Raw genomic sequence first — 18,668 nt, 5'->3', positions numbered from 1 at the left:
CTCACAGAGTGGACGAAGAAGCCCAGAGGTCGACGTCGATACCGTTGGAGAGCGCATCGATGCGCGCCAACTCGTCGCTCGAGAACGCCGGACCGTTGATCGCGGCGATGTTCTCATCGAGCTGCTCGGTGCGCGAAGCGCCGATCAGTGCCGAGACGACCACCGGATCGCGCAGCGTCCACTGCAGCGACATCTGCGCGAGCGACTGCCCACGCTCCTTGGCGACCTCGTTCAGGCCGCGGAGGATTGCGAGTCCCTCAACCGAGAGGGGCCGGTCAGAGATCGAGCCACGCTTCTGGGCCCGATCCGCCGTGCCGTCGCCGAGGTACTTGTCGGTGAGCAACCCCTGCGCGAGCGGTGTGAACGCGATCGCGCCCAGTCCAGCGGTGCGGAGGGTGTCGTTGAGCTCGGCCTCGGTCCAGCGGTTGAGGATCGAGTACGAAGGCTGGTGGATCACCAGTGGCGTGCCCAGCTCGCGGGCGACCTCGACGGCTTTCGCCGTGCGCTCGGCGCTGTACGAGGAGATTCCGACGTAGAGTGCCTTGCCCTGGCGCACCAGCGTGTCCAGCGCACCGACAGTCTCCTCGATCGGTGTGACGGGGTCGACGCGGTGCGAGTAGAAGATGTCGACGTAGTCGAGGTTCATCGAGGTCAGCGACTTTTCGGCGCTCGCGAGGACGTACTTTCGGCTGCCGAAGTTGCCGTACGGGCCCGGCCACATGTCGTAGCCAGCCTTCGACGAGATGATCAGTTCATCACGATAGGGACGGAAGTCTTCGGCGAAGATGCGGCCGAAGTTCTTCTCCGCCGAACCGTAGGGCGGGCCGTAGTTGTTGGCGAGATCGAAGTGTGTAATGCCGCGATCGAACGCGTGGCGCAGCAATGCGCGCTGGTTATTCAGTGGGATGTTGTCGCCGAAGTTCCACCACAGGCCGAGTGAAATTGGCGGCAGGTAGAGCCCGGAAGTACCGACCTGGCGGTATTCGAACTGCTGATAGCGATCCTCCTTCGCCACGTACGGGCGGTGGAGCTCGGCGATGTTTGTGGGGAAGCGCGGAGATTCAGTCACGCCTCCAGGTTAGCCGTCCAGCGCCTCGGCGATTCGCACGAAATCATCAATCGTCAACTGCTCACCACGTGCGGTGGGTGCAACGCCGGCTTTCTCTAGAACTGCGGATGCCTCGGCAGCTGTGCCACCGAGAACGACGGAGAGCGCCTGACGCAGCATCTTGCGACGCTGTTGGAAGGCGGCGTCGATGATGCGGAAGGTCGTCCGTCGGAGCTCCTCGCTGCCGCGCACAACCTCCGAGCGTTCGAAGACGACCAGGATGCTGTCCACGTTAGGCACTGGCCAGAACACCTGCCGAGATACGGTGCCACCGACACGCCAATTGCCGTACCAGGCGGCTTTCACGCTCGGTGTGCCATAGATCTTGCTTCCGGGAGGGGCAGCGAGACGCTCGCCGACCTCTGCCTGCACCATCACGACGCCGCGCTGCAAGTTCGGGAAAGTTTCCATGAAGTGCAGCAGCACCGGCACCGAAATGTTGTACGGCAGGTTCGCGACCAGCACGGTCGGATCCCCTGGGAGCTCGGTGATGCGCAGTGCATCCGCATCAACCACGGTCAGTGCATCCGCAGGCGCTCCGTGCGCGATGGCGGTCTCCGGGAGACGTGCGGCAAGCCGATGGTCGATCTCGACGGCGGTGACGGATGCTCCGGCCTCCAGGATCGCAAGCGTCAGAGACCCGAGCCCCGGACCCACCTCGACGACGCGCTCACCCGCCTTGACCGCACCGACCTGAACAATCTTGCGCACCGTGTTGGCGTCGACGACGAAGTTCTGGCCGAGCTTCTTGGTGGGGGTCACGTCAAGTTCGGCAGCGAGGCGGCGGATCTCGGTGGCGCCGAGCAGCGTGACAGTCATCCTGCCATTCTCCCCTACGCGAGTACTCTGTTCGAGTGCCCACTCTCGGAGAGCTCATCGCGCCTCGTCGCATGGGCCATGATTTCCGCTGGCTACTCGCATCCTCATGGACGAGCAACGTCGGCGACGGGATCGCCCTGGCGGCAGCTCCCCTGCTGATCGCCTCGATGACGTCATCACCGATCCTGGTCGCCTCAGGGGCCGTGCTGCAGTTCCTGCCGTGGCTGATCTTCGGGTTGCACGCGGGCGCCATCGCCGACCGGTTCGACAGGCGGCGGATGGTGATGTTCGCGAACGCGGCGCGTGCGCTCGTGCTGGTCGCGCTGTGCGTGTTCCTGTTCACTGGCATGGCGAACATCTGGATCGTGCTCGCCGTCGCCTTCCTCTATGGCACGGCAGAGGTGTTCGTCGACACCGCGGGCAGCACCCTGCTGCCCATGCTCGTAAAACCCGCTGACCTCGGTATCGGCAACGCCCGACTGCAGGCGGGATACCTGGTCGCCAACCAGTTCGCTGGTCCACCGATCGGTGCGTTTCTGTTCGCAGCCGGTTCCGCATGGCCGTTCCTCGTCGAGGTCGTGTGCGTCTCTCTGGCAGTCGTTCTGATCTCCCGGATGGCGCACACACCAGTGCCACCGCGCGATGTGGAGAAGCCGGCGCCGGTGCACACAGACATCGCCGAGGGCGTGCGATGGATGTGGCGGAACCCGCCAGTGCGGATGCTCGTGCTGATCATCCTCACCTTCAACATCACGTGGGCCGCGCCCTGGGGCGTACTCGTCCTCTACGCAACCGAGCATCTGCACATGGGCGCCATCGGCTACGGCGCCCTCACAACGGCATCCGCAACAGGTGGCATCCTCGCCACGCTGACGTTCGGATGGCTAGAGCGACACGTCTCCTTCGCCACGCTCATGCGGGTCGCGCTGTCGCTGGAGGTGGTCATGCATCTCGCGTTCGCCCTCACCACGCTCGCTTGGGTGGCGCTTGTGATCATGTTCGTGTTCGGCAGTTATGCGTTCGTCTGGGGCACAATCTCGACGACTGTGCGCCAGCGGCTCGTACCGCACGCGTTGCAGGGCCGAGTCGCCTCGGTGAACATGGTCGGTGTGTTCGGCGGCATGGTGATCGGCCAGGCGCTCGGCGGTGTTATCGCTCAAGTCTGGGGGCTGACTGCGCCCTGGTGGTTCGCGTTCGTTGGTTCGGCGATCACCCTGCTGATCGTCTGGAAGCCGATCTCGCACATTGTGAACGCCAAACCCGTGCTCGACGATGTGGATGCCGCCTGCTGACGTTCGCACACGGATGTCGGTTCGGGGCACAACTGTCCGCCGATATCCCTGATCTCGACCTGCAAGTGTTCCGATCGACCTACGGGCGTACCTCTGCGATCAGTCCGCGAAGGAGCCGTAGACCGCGAGGGTGTTCGCCGCGATCTGGGTCGCAAGTTCGTCGACGTCTAGTTCCAGCTCCGCGGCCATGAATCGCAGGGTGTGCGGGATCAGGTACGGGGCGTTCGGCCGGCCGCGCAGCGGCACAGGAGTGAGGAACGGCGCATCCGTTTCGACCAGGATGCGATCGAGCGGGGTGACTTTCAGGGCATCGCGCAGGTTCTGCGCATTCTTGAACGTGACGTTGCCGGCGAAGGATAGGTAATACCCGGCATCCTCGCAGATCCTCGCCATCGCGTCGTCGCCAGAGAAGCAGTGAAACACGGTCGTGTCTGGGGCACCGACGCGGGTCAGGGTCTCGAGCACCGCGTCGTGCGCGTCACGGTCATGGATCTGCAACGCGATGCCGTGCTTCTTAGCGAGGGCGATATGCGCTTCGAACGAGGTGAACTGCGGACCGCGACGGTCCTCCTCGGTGCGGAAAAAATCCAGTCCGGTCTCACCTATTGCGCGTACACGCGGGTGAGCGGCGAGCTCGTCGATCACGCTGATCGCGTGATCGAGCTGGCCTGCCTCGGCGTACGTCGGGGCGTCGTTCGGATGAATCGCGACGGCGGCGAGCACACGTAGATCGGATGCCGCGGCATCCACCGCCCACTGCGATGACTCGATGTCACCGGATGCCTGCACGACGCCGAGCACGCCGACGGCCTGTGCGCGATCGAGCTGCTCACTCAGGCTGAGCGCTTCAACGCCATCCGTGATCTCCAGGTGCGCGTGATTGTCATACACGCCCACCATGAGCGGTTCGGGTGCCGCCGGATACCTGAGTTCCTTGCGCCCTTCCTGGCTGCGAGCCTTCACGTATGTCACCGTTTCGGGCTGTTCTGAAGTCATACGTGAAGTCTCGCGATCAGGCCTGGGACTCTACACGCGGGAACAAAGGCGCCAGCGCGGATACCTTCGTACCGGCGGGGAGGATGCCCCATGTGCCGGCCTCGCGCAGCGGCTGGTCCTGCAGCACGCCGAGCGCCTCGGCAGCACCGAGTGCCGACCAGAGCTTTTCCGTCGACTGCGGCATGACCGGCGACAACAGCACGCTGAGCGCGCGGAGTCCCTCAGCGCAGGTGTAGAGCACGGCGCCAAGGCGCGCGCGCTTGTCCTCATCGCGGGCCAGCGCCCACGGCTCGTTCTCGGTGATGTAACCGTTCAGAGCATCGACGATCGTCCAGATCGCGGAGATCGCCTCGTCGATGCGGAACTGCTCGATGGCCGCATCCGCATTGCTCGCAGCATCCGCCACGATCTTCTGGATCGCGAGATCCTGCTCGGTGTACTCGGCAGCCTCAGGAACGACACCGTCGAAGTACTTCTCGATCATCGCGATCGTGCGCGAGGCGAGGTTGCCGAAGCCGTTCGCGAGCTCTGACTGGTAACGGGCAGAGAGGTCTTCCCAGCTGAAGGAGCCGTCCTGTCCGAAGGCGATCGCAGAGAGGAAGTAGTAGCGGTAGGCGTCAGAACCGAACACGTCGGTGATCTCGGTCGGCGCGATGCCGGTGAGCTTCGACTTCGACATCTTCTCGCCGCCGACGAGCAGCCAGCCGTGCGCGAAGACGCCCTTGGGAACGTCGAGGCCAGCGGCCATCAGCAGTGCTGGCCAGATGACGGCGTGGAAGCGCAGGATGTCCTTGCCGACCACGTGGTAGGCAGGCCAGCGCTTTTCGAACAGCGCCTCATCGGAGCCGTAGCCAACCGCAGTGGCATAGTTCAGCAGTGCATCGACCCACACATAGATGACGTGCGAGGTGTCCCACGGCAACGGGATGCCCCAGTCGAAGGTGGAGCGCGAGATCGAGAGGTCCTTCAAACCCTGGCTCACGAAGGAGACGACCTCGTTGCGCGCAGAATGCGGGCGCACGAAGTCGGGCTCGGTCTTGTAGAGCTCAAGCAGGCGGTCTTGGAACTCGCTGAGCTTGAAGAAGTAGTTCTTCTCCTGCAGCAACTCGAGCGGCTTGGAGTGGATCGCGCAGACCTTCAGGCCCTCGAAGGGTCCGGTGCCATCGACGATCTCGCTCTCGGGCTTGAATTCCTCACAGCCCACGCAGTAGAGCGCTTCGTACTCGCCCGCATAGATGTACCCGGCGTCGTACAGACGCTGGAAGAACACCTGCACGTTGGTCTCGTGCCGCTCCTGCGTGGTGCGGATGAAGTCGTCGTTGGCGACGTCGAGCGTCTCCAACAGCGGGAACCATGCCTCGGTGACGAGCTTGTCCACCCACTCCTGCGGGGTGACATTGTTCGCCGCGGCAGCACGCAACATCTTCTGGCCGTGCTCATCGGTGCCGGTAAGCATCCAGGTGTCATCGCCGCCCTGGCGGTGCCAACGGGCGAGCGTGTCGACCGCCACTGACGTGTACCCGTGGCCGATGTGCGGGACATCGGAGGGGTAGTAGATGGGCGTGGTGATATAGAAAGATTCGCCTGCGGGCATGCGGTCAATTCTAGGCCGGATGTGCGAGGTGGTTACGCCGGTTACTCAGAGACGGCGGGCAGCGATGGCACCGTGCGGGCGACGGCTGATTTCCCCGGGCTCTCGGGCGCGCACTTCTGCCTGAGTAACCGCGAAACCGGCGTGGGCGAGGAGATCAGTGAGCGCATCCGCCGACCAGAAGTACGCCGGAGCGACGGCGTGCGCGAACGGCTCTCGCGGGGTGCCGTCAAAGTACCCGATCAACAGCGAGCCACCTGGCGCCAGCACCCGTGCGAACTCTGCCACGATCGCGGGGATATCCTCCGGTGGAGTATGGATCAAGGAATACCAGGCGAGGATGCCGCCGAGCGAAGCGTCTGCGAACGGAAGGGTTCGCAGCGACCCGGCGCGAAAGTCGAGGTGCGTGTAGCGGGCACGAGCAGCGGAGAGAAACTCCTCCGAGATATCGATGCCTGTGACATCGCGGTGGCCATCATGCAGAAACTCAGTCCAGAGCCCTGGTCCGCATCCGGCATCCAGAAGCGGTCCAGAGGTGGCGTCTCGCCAGGTGGCAATCTGCTCGCGGTCACGGGCATCCATCTGCGAGATGTCGCCGGCGAGCTCGATGTACTCCGCCGCGCGGGAATTGTAGGCTGCGGCGATCGAGGCTTCGCGTGCTGCTCGTTCGGAGTTGTGGGACATCTTCGGAGCAATCCCGGTATTCGCTCCGAGCGAAGCGCACATCTCCGAGGGAAGCGCTCGCGGAGTGCTCACTTGCGGGCCGCCAGCACCTGCTGGTAGAGGTCACGGGAACTCAGGCCGGTCGCGGCGGCGACCTCGGCGCAGGCTTCCTTCAGCCGCATGCCCGACGCCACGAGCGCCTGCACTTGCGCGACTGCATCCTCTGCGGATGCCACGACGGGAGCCGCGCCTTCGACGACCACGACGATCTCGCCTTTAACCCCGTTGTTCGCCCATTCGACAAGTTCGGGTGCCGTGCCGCGGCGCACCTCTTCGTAGAACTTGGTCAGCTCACGGCACACGGCGATACGCCGGGTCTCGCCGAACACTGTTCCCATGTCAGTGAGCGAGGAAGCCAGCCGTGCCGCGGACTCGAAGAAGATCATCGTCCGGGGCTCGGTGGCAAGCTTCTTGAGGGCCGTGCGCCGGTCCCCCGGTTTCCGCGGCAGGAAGCCCTCGAACGTGAATCGGTCCGTCGGCAATCCTGAGATCGCCAGCGCCATCAGTACGGCGCTGGGCCCCGGAATCGCGGTGACCGTGACCCCCTGCGCGACAGCTTCGGCGACCAGTCCGTAACCGGGGTCGCTGACCGCCGGCATCCCCGCGTCGCTGACGACGACGATGTCCTGGTCTGCGGCGAGCGCGGCAAGCTCCGCCGCCTTGTGCTTCTCGTTGTGATCGTGCAGCGCGATCAATCGCGGACGATTCTCGATCTGCAACGCGCGGAGCAGGTGAGCGGTGGTGCGCGTGTCTTCCGCTGCGACGATCTCAGCGTTCTCGAGCACCTCGATGAGGCGACGGGAGGCGTCACCGAGGTTTCCGATCGGGGTCGCAGCGAGGATGATCACGCGTTCAGCCTAAGCGGGAAGTCATAGGCTTATGCCGTGACCGCGCCCGTGCCTCTGCTCCCGCCACCCGCGGAGCGTCTGACGCGCTGGGGACAACTGCGCGATCGCCTGCTCCGTGATCCCGAGTGGAGAGGCGTGATCCGCTGGCTCGCACCGCTCGTCATCACCGCGCTCGCCGCCGTCCTGAGACTGGCGAACCTCGCTCATCCGCACACGCTCGCGTTCGATGAGACCTACTACGTCAAGGATGCCTGGTCGCTGTGGACACTCGGGTACGAGGGCACGTGGGGTGAGGGTGCGAACGAAGACTTCCTCACCGGCGATACCGGCACGCTCAGCAAGACGGGCAGCTATGTTGTGCATCCACCGCTCGGCAAGTGGATCATCGCGCTCGGCATGGGCATGTTCGGGCCCGGAAGCAGTGCAGCCTGGCGTCTGACGACGGCAATCATCGGCACGCTAACAGTCCTGTTGGTCTACATCGTCGCCAAAGAATTGACACGCTCGACGGTCGCCGCCACCGTCGCTGGCCTTCTGCTGGCGATCGACGGGCTCAGCATCGTCATGAGCCGTATCGCGCTGCTCGACGGCACGCTGACTTTCTTCGTCCTGCTCGCGTTCCTGTTCATCCTCTACGACCGCAGGCGAAGCATTCCGCTCGTGGAATATGCCGCTGCTGATGGATCGGAACCGCTGTGGGGCCGCGTCATCTGGCGGCGACCGTGGGTCATCGCCGCTGGCGTCACACTGGGTGCAGCGTCTGCCGTGAAGTGGTCGGGACTCTACGCGCTGGCCGGCTTCGGCCTCTACCTCGTGATCGCCGATGCACTGGCCCGTCGCCGCGCCGGGGTGGTCTTCTGGCCAATGGATGCCGCATTCCGGCAGGGCCCTGTCTCGTTCCTGTTGCTGGTGCCCGCGGCTTTGCTCACGTATCTCGTCTCCTGGACAAGCTGGCTCGTCACGGCCGGCGGCTACGACAGGCAGAGCTCAGACAACCCGCTCGTCGCACTGTGGAAGTACCACGAGTCGATCTATGGATTCCACGTCGGACTCAGCACCGGGCATCCATATGCCAGCGCGGCATGGCAATGGCCGTTCCTTGTTCGCCCCACAGCGGTCTGGGTGGGAGATGACCAGAGCTGCGGCACCGATCATTGCATCTCGGTGGTCTCTGCCATCCCGAATCCGCTGATCTGGTACGCCGGCGTCGCTGCGGCGATCTTCTTGCTGTACCGGCTCGTCCGAGGGCTCATCCGGCGGCAGCCGATGCCGTGGACCTACGCGATGCCTCTCATCGGACTCGCCGTCACCTATGTGCCGTGGCTGCTGTACCCCGAGCGCACGATCTTCCAGTTCTACACGGTGGTGATGATGCCGTTCCTCGTGCTGGCGCTGGTGCTCGCGTTGCGCGAGATTGCGGGGCGACGCGAAGATCCGCTGCATCGACGGCAGTCGGGCGAGCGAACCGTCATTATCTTCCTCGTCATCACGATGCTCGTCTCCGCATTCTTCTATCCCGTGTGGACCGGCATGAACGTGCCTTACGACTTCTGGCTCGTCCACAACTGGCTGCCGACCTGGGTTTAGCGGAGAGCATGCCATGATCCACACCGTGCTGTTCGACCTCGATGGCGTGATCCGGCATTTCGATCCGCGCGACGCCTCCTCCATCGAAATTACCCACGGGCTCGCGCCTGGAGCCATTGCGGATGCTGCGTTCTCGAGTCCATTGCTCGAGCAGGTCACGACCGGGCGAATCACGCGACGCGAATGGATCGACGAAGTCGGCGCGCTCCTGGCGAGCATGGCGGCTGCTGACGAGTGGGGCCGACTCAAGGCATCCGTCGATCCGGAGATGATCGAACTTGTCGCAGAGATCCGCAGGCTCGGCCATGCGACCGCGATCCTCACGAACGGGACTGACACCGTCCCCGATGAGCTTATGAAGCTCGGCGTGACGGAGTACTTCGATCACATCTTCAACTCCGCCGAGATCGGGTTCTCAAAGCCGGATACACGCGCCTTCAAACACGTGCTGTTCGAAATCGGCATCAGCGCCTCGGAGGTGTTCTTCACCGATGATTCCGAAGACAAGCTCACTGGAGCGCATGCGTTGGGAATGGCTACGCACCATTTCCGCGGTGCACCAGGACTGCGTGCTGCCCTGCGCGAGCACGGGGTCAGCGTCTGACGGCGCTGCCCGCGGCGCGAGCGCGCATCCGCGCCGCATCACGCTCGTACATCGCGGCGTGTGCCGCGAGTTCGGGCCTCGCGTCCGCTCCCTTCCACGAGTGCAGCGCAAGCTCGTCAAGTCGAAGTGCGATCATTCCCCAAATCGATTCCGCTGACACCTCCGTGCCATACGCCGACAACAGCGCTGTCAAGCGCGCAGGCTCCGCCGCTTGCACGCTGAGTGGTGCTTCGGCGTCCTCGACATACGGGACCAATCGGTAGGCAAGGTAGGCAAGGTCCCACAAGCGCGGACCCGGTGCAGCCATATCGAAATCAATGACGCCGACGAGCGCTCGTCCTTCGAACACAAGATTGTAGGGCGCGAAATCGTTGTGGCACACCACTTCGATCGGCTCTCGCGCCGGCATCCGCCACCCCGTCGTCGTGCGCACGCTCTCCGTTCCGGCATCGTGAATTCGTCGAAGAAGGTGCGCGGTGCTCACCAAGATGCTTGCGTCCCAGAGCCACTCCGGAAGTGGATAGTGCGCGACCTCGCCTTCTACAAAAGACAACCGTTCGCGCCCATCGGCCATCATCCCGAGCACACGAGGGACCCCTTCAATGCCCGCCCCCTGAAGCTCGTTAAGAAGCGTGTGAACGTTGGGCGTCCATGCTCCCGACAGGCGGCGCACTTCCTGGCCAACCCGCGTTACTTCATTCGTGTTGCCGCCCGGGAGCGCCTGCTCCGCCTGATCGTCGCGCATGCGTCGAGCCTATGACCTGGCCTCACCAGCGTTGTGGGGACTTTCAGGTCGCCAAGCCGCGCGACGGTCCCTAAGGCGAACACACGGCCAGCTGGCCGCGACTTCCCCATCACTCCGTCGAGCCGCGCCCAGTGCATGCGCCTCCTCCCGTCCATATGGCGAACACCATACGAGAAGCAAGAGCCATCATTGTCCTCGTGATCCCGCTGGTGTTCATACGCGGATGGACTTATTCCGGCCGGTGAGGATGCTTTTGTCGAACTCGTAGTGCGCCTTGGCCCACTCAATGATGACGGAGCTCAGGAACTCACCCTCGAGCGGCACCATGCACAGTTCGACCATCCCATGACGATGCTCCGTGTTGGGGCAAAAGAGGAAGCCGAGCACCTGCAGCGCCTTCTCGTTCACCGGTTCGAACGCCCACTCCGTGAAGGCCGACCCCGCGCGCCGGAGTGCGGCCTCGAATACGGTCACGAGCGCGTCCGGCAGTGGGGCCGCCTCGACCGCGTCCATCACGGCCTCGACGAGGCTGTCGACGAGTACATCGACAGCGTCATCCACGTGAGTGCCGAGTTCCTTCTTCGCCTCAAGGATTAGCACGCAGAGCGTGCACAACAAGTGCGACTCCGAGACGAGCGCCTTGAGCTGCGCACGATCGTCGTCGGAAAGGGCGGCGTTTGCTATCTTGTCGACGAACGGGCCGACGATCAGGGCGACGCCATGCTCGACGCGCTTCGCTTCATCCGGCTCATCGAGCAGTAGGGCCGCTTCGATCGCCAGCGTGACCAGGAAATCCGTTCCTCTGGCGGAGCGCTCCTTCTCGGCGGCGTTCCGTGCCCGCCAAGTGTGCGGTCCGCCGTGGAACGCACCTGCGCAACCGCATTCGCAATCCTTGACCGGCGTGATGACGGCCTCTGCACAATTCTTGACGTGCCCGGTAATTCTCGTTCCTGCCATACCGACTCCTTCGTCGCGAAACTCCCGGCCATTCAAGCAGACCTCTTCAGATCAGTCGAGGTGTGTCTCCGGGACGGAGTGTTCCTTGCCCCCGCGATCGAGACCGTGCTCCAGGGCTCGAGTTGGCAGCGTCGTCGGGTGCGTCTCATGCGCAACTTACGCTCGAACGTTCCGAAAGCGTCTGACCGATGGTCGCGTCGATCAGCGCCTGACCGGGCGCGTCCTGATCGAGCAGCACGGACCCGCACGGTGCCGAGAAACTCCACCAGCCAGCGGGACGTCGCCCTCCTCAGTGATGGAGGTCGTTCCTACGTTCTTCGTCCCGAGCCTTGAGTCGATCTCGTCGGCGACCAGCGAGCTCACGCGCGCCGGTGATCAACAAGACCAGACCTAACACGACAACAACAGCGGCCGTGACGAGCTGCCACCACGGGCCACCAGCGAATGCGTATGACACGCCAAGGATCAGCCCACCTACGCCTAGGAGAGCTTTACCCAGGGCGAGGCCGCCTGTTTCGTTCGGACCCGGCATCGACATAGTCCAACAGTACAGTGCGGAAAGCGACGCGATGTACGTCAATTCGAAGTTTTAGCCACTCGACCGGGGAGCTGGAGTTTAGCACCGACATTTCGAGGGCTCGCGAGATAACCCGGACGCGAAGACACGAAGGTATACCTTCTTCTATTTGAATATATACCTTTTTCTATTCTAATGATTTACCTTCGTCTATCTATTGACGTTGTTCATCTACAGTGCGCGAAAACTTGTACATTTGTCCCCCAAAAGGTGGACAGACTTTAGTGAACCAATCCTTATACACTCGAAAACTGTGCTGAGATACGAATATTTCTGGGTTGTTCAACCGTCTGAATCTCTGCGGTTCAAAGGCGGGCCTTTTGAACTCTGACGCGAATGACGCCATTGCAGTACGCACAATTCGCGAGTGGATCAGTGGAGAGCGAACTGACTTTAAGCGCATCTTCTTCGTAGCCGCTGGGGCAAATCCTGCCGGACTTGAGTATGTGCTCGGCCGCGGTGACGCCGTCCTGCTTCCCGCGGACTGCAATTGGTCGTCGGCCCATGCGCGGGTGATGACGTATATGGGACAAATGCTGGACGCGGGAGATGAACTCTTCATCGGTGATCTAGGCATCGAGCTTCAGGACTACTTGTCCGCAGGATTTGTTGACATTGTCGGGCCTACCGCCGTGCGCTTCTTTGACCACGCCGGTTGGCGAGCGTTCCTGGACGACGCGGATCTCGCCCGACGGACCGGCGTGTTCCCGTCCTCGCTGATCGACCCGCGCGTGGTACTTGCAGACCGCAACATGTTCACGGCTGCCCGTGCGGAGGCGCTTCCCCAAGCTATCCGGCTGGAAGCAGATGGAACTATCGGCCTGGGTATGCAAGGCATTCTCCTCGGGAGCACGGATAACTTGAATGCTGCGCTCAGCAGCCCCGTGTCCAGAACAGAAGTTCTAGGAGCTGCACTCCCCCCCGCGGGAGTAGACGCCGACGTAGCAACACATCCGTGGCTGCCCCGCTACTTGAACGCCACAGAACTCATCAAGATGCTGCGGTTCGAGAACGGGACCGCGAAGATCGACGGCTTTGGGTGGTCGAGTTTCGAGGACAAACGCGCGAACGCAGAACCTTTGGCGACGGACCCGTTTTTGCTCGAAGCCTCGAGCGAGCTTGTCCTGGCCGACATCACAAGTCGACGACGTCAGCTGCTGACCAGACCCACCGCCGAGGTTGTCTCAGCGCTCCAGAGTTCCGGTTCGCTGGAACTGGCGCGCGACCGCGTGGCCGCGCGACGCGACGTCGACGAAACCACTGCTGCGAGGCTTTGCAGCGAAGCCATGGAACTCCTGAACGTGAATCTCGGCAGTCAGACAAATGCGCCACTCATCGGTTCGTCGGAGACCGTGAGATGAGCGCTTCGCAGGCTCTATGGACCTCGCTACTCCCCGCAGACGCCAGCTTTACAGATGAGCAAATTGCCGTGGGCGCTCAAGGCCACCGTGTCGAGTACTTAGACGGATCAACTCGGCTATGTGCGACGAGCGGACTCTGGAACGTACCGCTCGGGTATGGTAATCCGACCGTGGCAGAGGCAGTCGCGAAAGCCATGCGTGACGCGTCCTACCTTTCGCTGTTCAGAGCGCCACACCGATACGCAGCGGACGCAGCCGATGCGCTGATCGAGCTGGCGGGCGCGACGCGATACAAGCGAGTGGTCTATTCCACGTCAGGCGGCGCTGCCAACGACATCGCCATGAAGCTCGTGCGCCAGTACTGGGCGCAGAAGGGCTCGGCTTCGCGCAACATCGTGATTGGACTCACCGGCAGCTATCACGGCACCATGTACGGCAGCCATGCGCTAAGTGGTGACGATCTGATGCAAGCATCATATGCCGTGGATCGGCGGTCCATTCGCCACGTCCCGTACGACGACGGTGGCGAACGACTCGAGGCGCTACTGAATAGGGAAGGCACGCGAGTCGCTGCTGTCTTCGTGGAACCGGTCCTCGGAAGCGGCGCATATCCCATCCCTGACGAATTCATCGAGCGTCTCCTGGTGTTGCGCGAACGCTATGGATTCCTGGTCATCGCAGATGAGGTCGCAACCGGCTTCGGACGAACAGGGCGCATGTTTGCGACCGACGAATGGCTCATCGCGCCGGACCTCATGATCGTGTCCAAAGCCCTCACCAATGGTGCGATGGGCGCCGCTGCCGTGCTCGTCGGACCACGAGTGAGCGGTGAGTTCGTTCGCGGGGGATGGACGTTCGTCCACGGAGAAACGCAAGCCGGGACGCCGGCATGCGCCGCTGCAATCCTGGCGGTGATCGGTGAGCTGCACGCAATCGACGTCGAATCGACGACGCGCGCTCTCGCTAGAGAACTCCTGAGCATCGCAACGACGCTGAAAGCGGAGGGCTGGATAGCCAATATCACAGGTAGAGGGTGCTTCCTTGGGGTCGGGCTTCGGCACGACGACGGGACCGAGTACTCCGGGGCGGAGGTCCTCGCAGTGGTCTCAGCTATCGCCGATGCTGGAGTAATCGTCCAGCCTGGTCCGAGCTCAATCGAACTGATACCGGCGTACGGGTACAGCAGCGACGAACTACATGAGCTCGAATCCGCGCTGCGATCTGGTCTGCGGCGGTTTCAGGACGAACGCCCATGAGTAGCCGCTTCACAGGACGTGTGCCGACGCTGTCATCGGGTAGTGGGATCACCGCTGACACTGTCCGACGGATTGTAGGAGATCGCGAGGCTGTTGCCATCGTCGATCGCGATGTCGCGAGCGCCAAGGCCCTCGCGAGGTGCGGACGAACCTTAGAGCTTGACGCATCCCGAGTGGATGTCGACACTGTGATCAGCGTCGCCAATGAGCTCGCCAGACAACAACCGAAGGTCGTCATCGCCGTAGGCGGAGGGGCCATCATCGATGCTGGAAAGATCGCAGCGCTGGGCGTCCGTTCCGGAAGCACTTTCACGTACATGATTGAGCACGCAGTCAGGTCAGGGCTCACCGTTCTGCCACCCGGCGAGCCCACGACCGAGCTGATTGCGATCCCCACCACGATTGGCACGTCATCAGAGACCAACAGTGTTGGCATCCTCAGAACACATGGCGGATATCGACTCATTGTCGGACGCTCGCTACGTCCGCGGCACGCCATCATCGATTCCGAAAATCTGATGTCTCTCCCAGACGGAGCGATACGAACGGGAGCCCTTGAGGCGCTATTGCGACTCGCCGGAATCAGCACAAGCTCGAGAGGCAACGACCGCGCGCGTCGTGACGCCGTGAGCATAGGGCGAGCAATCATCGCAGCGGCGAACAGTGATCGAGGCAGCAACGCCACCCGGCTGCGGATCGCTCGATTGAGCGCGGCCACCCAAAGGACCGCAGCGCTACGCGGTCGCGACCCCTACGCTGCACGCCACTGGTATGTCGCCAATGAGGTGGCGTTCGGCCTGGCCGTGACGAAAATGGCCGCCACCGCCGCAACCGTGGGTGCAATCTGGCAGCGAATACGCACAGGAGACCAGCGGTGGGGAACAAGAGAGAGCCTTGACGGATTCTGGCGTGCGGTCGCCGAAGACACAATACTGTCGCGCGATCCGGTCGAGGGGATCGAAAGCCTCATTGCTTTGTGGGGTGTTCCGCGGCCGGCACGGCCCGATGGAAGCCACATACGAGCGATAGCGACAGCCACGGAGATCGCGTGGGGCAACCGTCACCCAATGCTGAGGGGCATCAGCGAACAAGACGTCCGCGAGATTCTTGAGGCGTCCCTCTGGGATGCGGATGGACCGGTACAACAGTCCGGTTGGAGTCGTCTTACAAATGAGGAGGTGAATACATGAACACGATCAGCAACCAGATTCAATTCGAAGAACTCGACGAGATGGAAGCGCCCAGCTGGGAAAGCTTCTACCAGGGGGTGATTGTTGGCCTCGGGCTCGTCGCCATTGTCGCCACGTGAGAGCCAGGAGACCAGATGGTTGGGAGGGAGGTGAAATTTGGACAGCACTCAGCAGAAACTTGAATATGTCGAGCTCGACGCGATGGAGGCACCGGATGACATGAACGACTGGACTCGCGGCGTCGCGATCGGTGTGATCATCGGCATTATCGCCTTGACGTGATCCCGGACTGGGACACGAAGGACAGCTCTGAGGAGGTGAAGAAATGGGAGAACAGCGACTTGAGTTCGTCGAACTGGACGCGCTCGACGCACCGCTCGAAATTTGGGAGCACATCGGTTACATCGTCGCGATCATCGGTGGCGCCGTAGCAATCGCAACCTGACAGGCGGGGTGCGGGTGGGAGATTTCGACCGCCCGCACCTTATGGGAGAAGAGAGGACACCCCAATGGCAAGTGGGATCACCGAATCCGTAGCGCGACAGCTCGCGGAACATAACGCGACCCCGAAACCGCAGGACCTGTACTCGGGTTCGGGAGCAGACTTCTACGAACGCCTCGTAGGACCTGATCGGTCCGAGGTGCGAGAGGTTCTGGCGCTGGCGCGTAGCGTCGAGGGCAATATTCTTGACGTTGCGGCCGGCAGCGGGAGGCTCACGATACCGCTTGTTCGCTGCGGAAAAAGAGTAACCGCGGTTGACCTGTCAGCCGATATGCTCGCTCTCCTTCAGCGTGCTGTCCCTGACAATCCGCTCCTGGACTGCGTGGTGGCAGATATGCGTTCATTCGCCCTTGGACGCCGCTTCGACCTCGTCGTGATCGGGGCGACATCGATCACGCTTCTCGACCGACAGGGAAGGAGAGACTTCTACGCGAACGTGCGCGCCCACCTCTCCGAGCGCGGCATTTTTGCACTCACTATTGCGGGGGCGGCTGCGAGTCCTGCCCTGACCAACACCGAAGATCAAATCTTCACGGTCGACGGCCCCGAAGGACCCGAAGACTACCTCTGCTCCCAGCAGATGATCGAGGGCGGTGCCGCTCGCTTAGTGAACTGGGCGCGCTGCTCCGAGTTCACGTCGGGCACGGCGGTCACAATCCTGACAAGCCGTCTCCGCGTGCTCAGCGAGGAGATCTTGCGAGCTGAGCTCATTGGGGCAGGATTCGCCGAGCCGCGCATCCGTCCTGTGCGCACACATGCCGGCGCAGACCTTCTCTTACTGGAGACATCGTTGCTCGATGCGAACGGCTCCCAGTGAGCGCGGCGTCACAAAGAGAGCAAGCCATGCGTCGAGTCGCGCATAATGCCCTCACGCTGGAAAGCAGACCTGCGCTCGCCGCCGGCGTCTCGTTCGAAGAACCGAGCGCCGATGGCACCCAGTGGATCGTGGCCGTCGATGGGGTGCCTACCTCGCGCGTGTCAGAGGCGGTCGTGGCGTTGCTATCTTCGTTGGATGGGGGGTCGGCAATTCGCGACCTCCACTTGCGTATCGCGCCCGACGAACACGAGGACCAGTTCCTCGCTCTCGTTGACCGTTTCCGGAGAAGTGGGCTCCTTGAAGGTGCTGCACGTAAGAGCGCTGGGCGGTTCGTGTTCCGCGCGCCACTCACCCTGCAGATCGCTACTCTCCGTGCGCCGGCAATGTTCGGAAGACTGGACCGCGTTGTCCGTCCGTTCCCAGGCCGGCCAGGGCTGATCACCCTCGCAAGCATCGCGATTCTCGGGGTCATCGCAACTATCGTCCAGGCAACCGAAGTGGTGAGACTGCTGGTCTCGCCCATGCCGCTACTAGGGCTCATCGTCCTGATCGTCGTGCTGTCAATCTTGACGCTGGTCCACGAAAGCGCCCATGGTCTTACGCTCACGAGGTTCGGAGGACGCCCTCGTCGCGCCGGCTTCATGATTTTCTACCTGACACCCGCGTTCTTTGTCGACGTCACCGACGGCTGGCGGCTCCGTCACCGGTGGCAGAGGGTTTCGATCGCACTGGCTGGCCCCGCGGTTCACGCCGTCTTTGGCTCGAGCTTCGCTATCGTAGCGTTGCTAGTGACCAACCCAGACCTAAGGCAGCTGCTGCTGCTTCTCGCGGTCGCGTGCTACGGGATGGTCCTCGTGAACCTCGTGCCGTTTGTGCGGTTCGACGGGTATATCGCTCTGATGAGCGCCCTTGACGAGCCGAACCTTCGAGAACGAACAAAGCACGACGGCGCAAACTGGTTGGCCCATCTGCTGTATGGCGGTCCTGTCACTTCGAGGCGTCTGGATCGCTGGTGGAGCGTGCCGTTCGGGATCGCAAGCATTCTTGCCCCAGTGTGTTTGGTTGTGTTCGCGCTTGTGCGCATCGCTCATGCCCTTGCTGGCGGTGGCCCCGTTTTTGGACTCATCGTGCTCGGGATCGAGGTTACTGTCGCTGTTATCGGCGTCGTCATAGTCGCTCGCAATTTGCGGACGGTGTGGCGCGCTCGTGTAGCGGTATGGCGGTTCGCTCTGGTGAACAGCGTCATAGTGGCTTTTGTCGCCCTTGCTGGATCGTTAATCATCGTCCCCGTCACCGCGACCGCCGGATACATCTCTGGCGGGGGCAACAGCGTTGTCATCGTAAGAGGGGGCGGCGGGGAAATCTCCATCCCCACCGGGGCACATGTATCTCTCGTAACCAACGGGCTAATGGGCAATCTTCCCGTGGGAGAGGGAACCTTCGAACCCCAATCTCTCGAGCGTGTCCACGTCCCACTCCAGGCACTGTTCCCGGTGAAGATGAACGGCGTCGAAGTGCCTGCCTCAGTTCTCGGCACCGTTCAGATTGAGGCTGGGTCTCACCAGTTGCCTCCGTCAGGTCAGGCCCGGATCGACCTGGGCACCATGAATCTCTGGCAAAAGCTTTGGAACTCGGCCGTCGAGCGGCCCCTGGCTGACCTTCTCAGCACCTGACACGACTTTACGTAAGGAATGA

The 18,668-nt window shown here is 62.6% G+C and carries 19 protein-coding genes; 11 read left to right on the top strand and 8 right to left on the bottom strand.

Features of this window, described 5'->3' with window-relative positions:
• Window position 1: 1 nt before the first annotated feature.
• Both mgrA and rsmA read right to left on the bottom strand, forming a co-directional pair.
• Complete coding sequence (mgrA, locus tag AC1C2Q_RS14760) at window positions 2–1,069, bottom strand: L-glyceraldehyde 3-phosphate reductase (RefSeq protein ID WP_495431997.1); 1,068 nt, start codon at window positions 1,067–1,069, stop codon at window positions 2–4.
• A 9-nt stretch (window positions 1,070–1,078) separates the two neighbouring features.
• Complete coding sequence (gene rsmA, locus AC1C2Q_RS14755; protein ID WP_495450731.1) at window positions 1,079–1,927, bottom strand: 16S rRNA (adenine(1518)-N(6)/adenine(1519)-N(6))-dimethyltransferase RsmA; 849 nt, start codon at window positions 1,925–1,927, stop codon at window positions 1,079–1,081.
• Window positions 1,928–1,962: 35 nt separating this feature from the next.
• Here rsmA and AC1C2Q_RS14750 point away from each other — a divergent pair, with 35 nt between their 5' ends.
• Window positions 1,963–3,219, top strand: a complete 1,257-nt coding sequence (locus tag AC1C2Q_RS14750) for an MFS transporter (RefSeq protein WP_495450730.1) — start codon at window positions 1,963–1,965, stop codon at window positions 3,217–3,219.
• A 99-nt stretch (window positions 3,220–3,318) separates the two neighbouring features.
• Here AC1C2Q_RS14750 and AC1C2Q_RS14745 read toward each other — a convergent pair whose 3' ends face one another.
• The 4 genes from AC1C2Q_RS14745 to rsmI form a co-directional block, all read right to left on the bottom strand.
• Window positions 3,319–4,215, bottom strand: coding sequence for a TatD family hydrolase (locus AC1C2Q_RS14745; protein ID WP_495450729.1), 897 nt, complete (start codon window positions 4,213–4,215; stop codon window positions 3,319–3,321).
• A 16-nt stretch (window positions 4,216–4,231) separates the two neighbouring features.
• A complete protein-coding gene (metG, locus tag AC1C2Q_RS14740) occupies window positions 4,232–5,809 on the bottom strand; it encodes a methionine--tRNA ligase (protein WP_495450728.1) in 1,578 nt (525 codons plus the stop codon).
• Window positions 5,810–5,854: 45 nt separating this feature from the next.
• Window positions 5,855–6,490, bottom strand: coding sequence for a class I SAM-dependent methyltransferase (locus AC1C2Q_RS14735; RefSeq protein ID WP_495450727.1), 636 nt, complete (start codon window positions 6,488–6,490; stop codon window positions 5,855–5,857).
• A gap of 68 nt (window positions 6,491–6,558) precedes the next feature.
• Window positions 6,559–7,377: a 16S rRNA (cytidine(1402)-2'-O)-methyltransferase gene (rsmI, locus tag AC1C2Q_RS14730; RefSeq protein WP_495431991.1), complete on the bottom strand. Its 819-nt coding sequence runs from the start codon at window positions 7,375–7,377 to the stop codon at window positions 6,559–6,561.
• A 36-nt stretch (window positions 7,378–7,413) separates the two neighbouring features.
• Here rsmI and AC1C2Q_RS14725 point away from each other — a divergent pair, with 36 nt between their 5' ends.
• Complete coding sequence (locus tag AC1C2Q_RS14725) at window positions 7,414–8,964, top strand: dolichyl-phosphate-mannose--protein mannosyltransferase (RefSeq protein WP_495450726.1); 1,551 nt, start codon at window positions 7,414–7,416, stop codon at window positions 8,962–8,964.
• Window positions 8,965–8,977: 13 nt separating this feature from the next.
• Entirely contained in the window at window positions 8,978–9,568 is a 591-nt protein-coding gene (locus tag AC1C2Q_RS14720; protein ID WP_495450725.1) for an HAD family hydrolase, read from the top strand.
• Here AC1C2Q_RS14720 and AC1C2Q_RS14715 read toward each other — a convergent pair.
• A complete protein-coding gene (locus AC1C2Q_RS14715) occupies window positions 9,558–10,313 on the bottom strand; it encodes a phosphotransferase (RefSeq protein ID WP_495450724.1) in 756 nt (251 codons plus the stop codon). The genes AC1C2Q_RS14720 and AC1C2Q_RS14715 overlap by 11 nt on opposite strands.
• A 213-nt stretch (window positions 10,314–10,526) precedes the next feature.
• Window positions 10,527–11,270, bottom strand: a complete 744-nt coding sequence (locus tag AC1C2Q_RS14710; protein ID WP_495450723.1) for a hypothetical protein — start codon at window positions 11,268–11,270, stop codon at window positions 10,527–10,529.
• A gap of 855 nt (window positions 11,271–12,125) precedes the next feature.
• Here AC1C2Q_RS14710 and mpaB point away from each other — a divergent pair.
• The 8 genes from mpaB to mpaP all read left to right on the top strand — a co-directional run bounded on the left by mpaB (window position 12,126) and on the right by mpaP (window position 18,646).
• Window positions 12,126–13,208, top strand: coding sequence for a daptide biosynthesis RiPP recognition protein (gene mpaB, locus AC1C2Q_RS14705; RefSeq protein ID WP_495450722.1), 1,083 nt, complete (start codon window positions 12,126–12,128; stop codon window positions 13,206–13,208).
• Window positions 13,205–14,464, top strand: a complete 1,260-nt coding sequence (gene mpaD / locus AC1C2Q_RS14700) for a daptide-type RiPP biosynthesis aminotransferase (protein ID WP_495450721.1) — start codon at window positions 13,205–13,207, stop codon at window positions 14,462–14,464. Before mpaB ends, mpaD begins: the two co-directional genes overlap by 4 nt.
• Window positions 14,461–15,654, top strand: a complete 1,194-nt coding sequence (gene mpaC / locus AC1C2Q_RS14695) for a daptide-type RiPP biosynthesis dehydogenase (RefSeq protein ID WP_495450720.1) — start codon at window positions 14,461–14,463, stop codon at window positions 15,652–15,654. The genes mpaD and mpaC overlap by 4 nt, the downstream gene beginning before the upstream one ends.
• Window positions 15,651–15,773, top strand: coding sequence for an MpaA1 family daptide-type RiPP (mpaA1, locus tag AC1C2Q_RS14690; protein WP_495450719.1), 123 nt, complete (start codon window positions 15,651–15,653; stop codon window positions 15,771–15,773). Before mpaC ends, mpaA1 begins: the two co-directional genes overlap by 4 nt.
• A 37-nt stretch (window positions 15,774–15,810) precedes the next feature.
• Window positions 15,811–15,936 (top strand): MpaA2 family daptide-type RiPP, encoded by a 126-nt coding sequence (gene mpaA2, locus AC1C2Q_RS14685; RefSeq protein ID WP_495450718.1) that lies wholly within the window; start codon window positions 15,811–15,813, stop codon window positions 15,934–15,936.
• A gap of 43 nt (window positions 15,937–15,979) precedes the next feature.
• A complete protein-coding gene (gene mpaA3, locus AC1C2Q_RS14680) occupies window positions 15,980–16,099 on the top strand; it encodes an MpaA3 family daptide-type RiPP (RefSeq protein ID WP_495450717.1) in 120 nt (39 codons plus the stop codon).
• Between the two features lie 64 nt (window positions 16,100–16,163).
• Complete coding sequence (gene mpaM / locus AC1C2Q_RS14675) at window positions 16,164–16,973, top strand: daptide-type RiPP biosynthesis methyltransferase (protein ID WP_495450716.1); 810 nt, start codon at window positions 16,164–16,166, stop codon at window positions 16,971–16,973.
• Between the two features lie 26 nt (window positions 16,974–16,999).
• Window positions 17,000–18,646, top strand: a complete 1,647-nt coding sequence (mpaP, locus tag AC1C2Q_RS14670; protein ID WP_495450715.1) for a daptide biosynthesis intramembrane metalloprotease — start codon at window positions 17,000–17,002, stop codon at window positions 18,644–18,646.
• The last annotated feature ends 22 nt before the right edge of the window (window positions 18,647–18,668 follow it).

The organism is Microbacterium sp. Y356 (assembly GCF_059445355.1).
The sequence above is the reverse complement of the archived record's forward strand: the minus strand, read 5'-3'. Positions and strand labels throughout refer to the sequence as shown.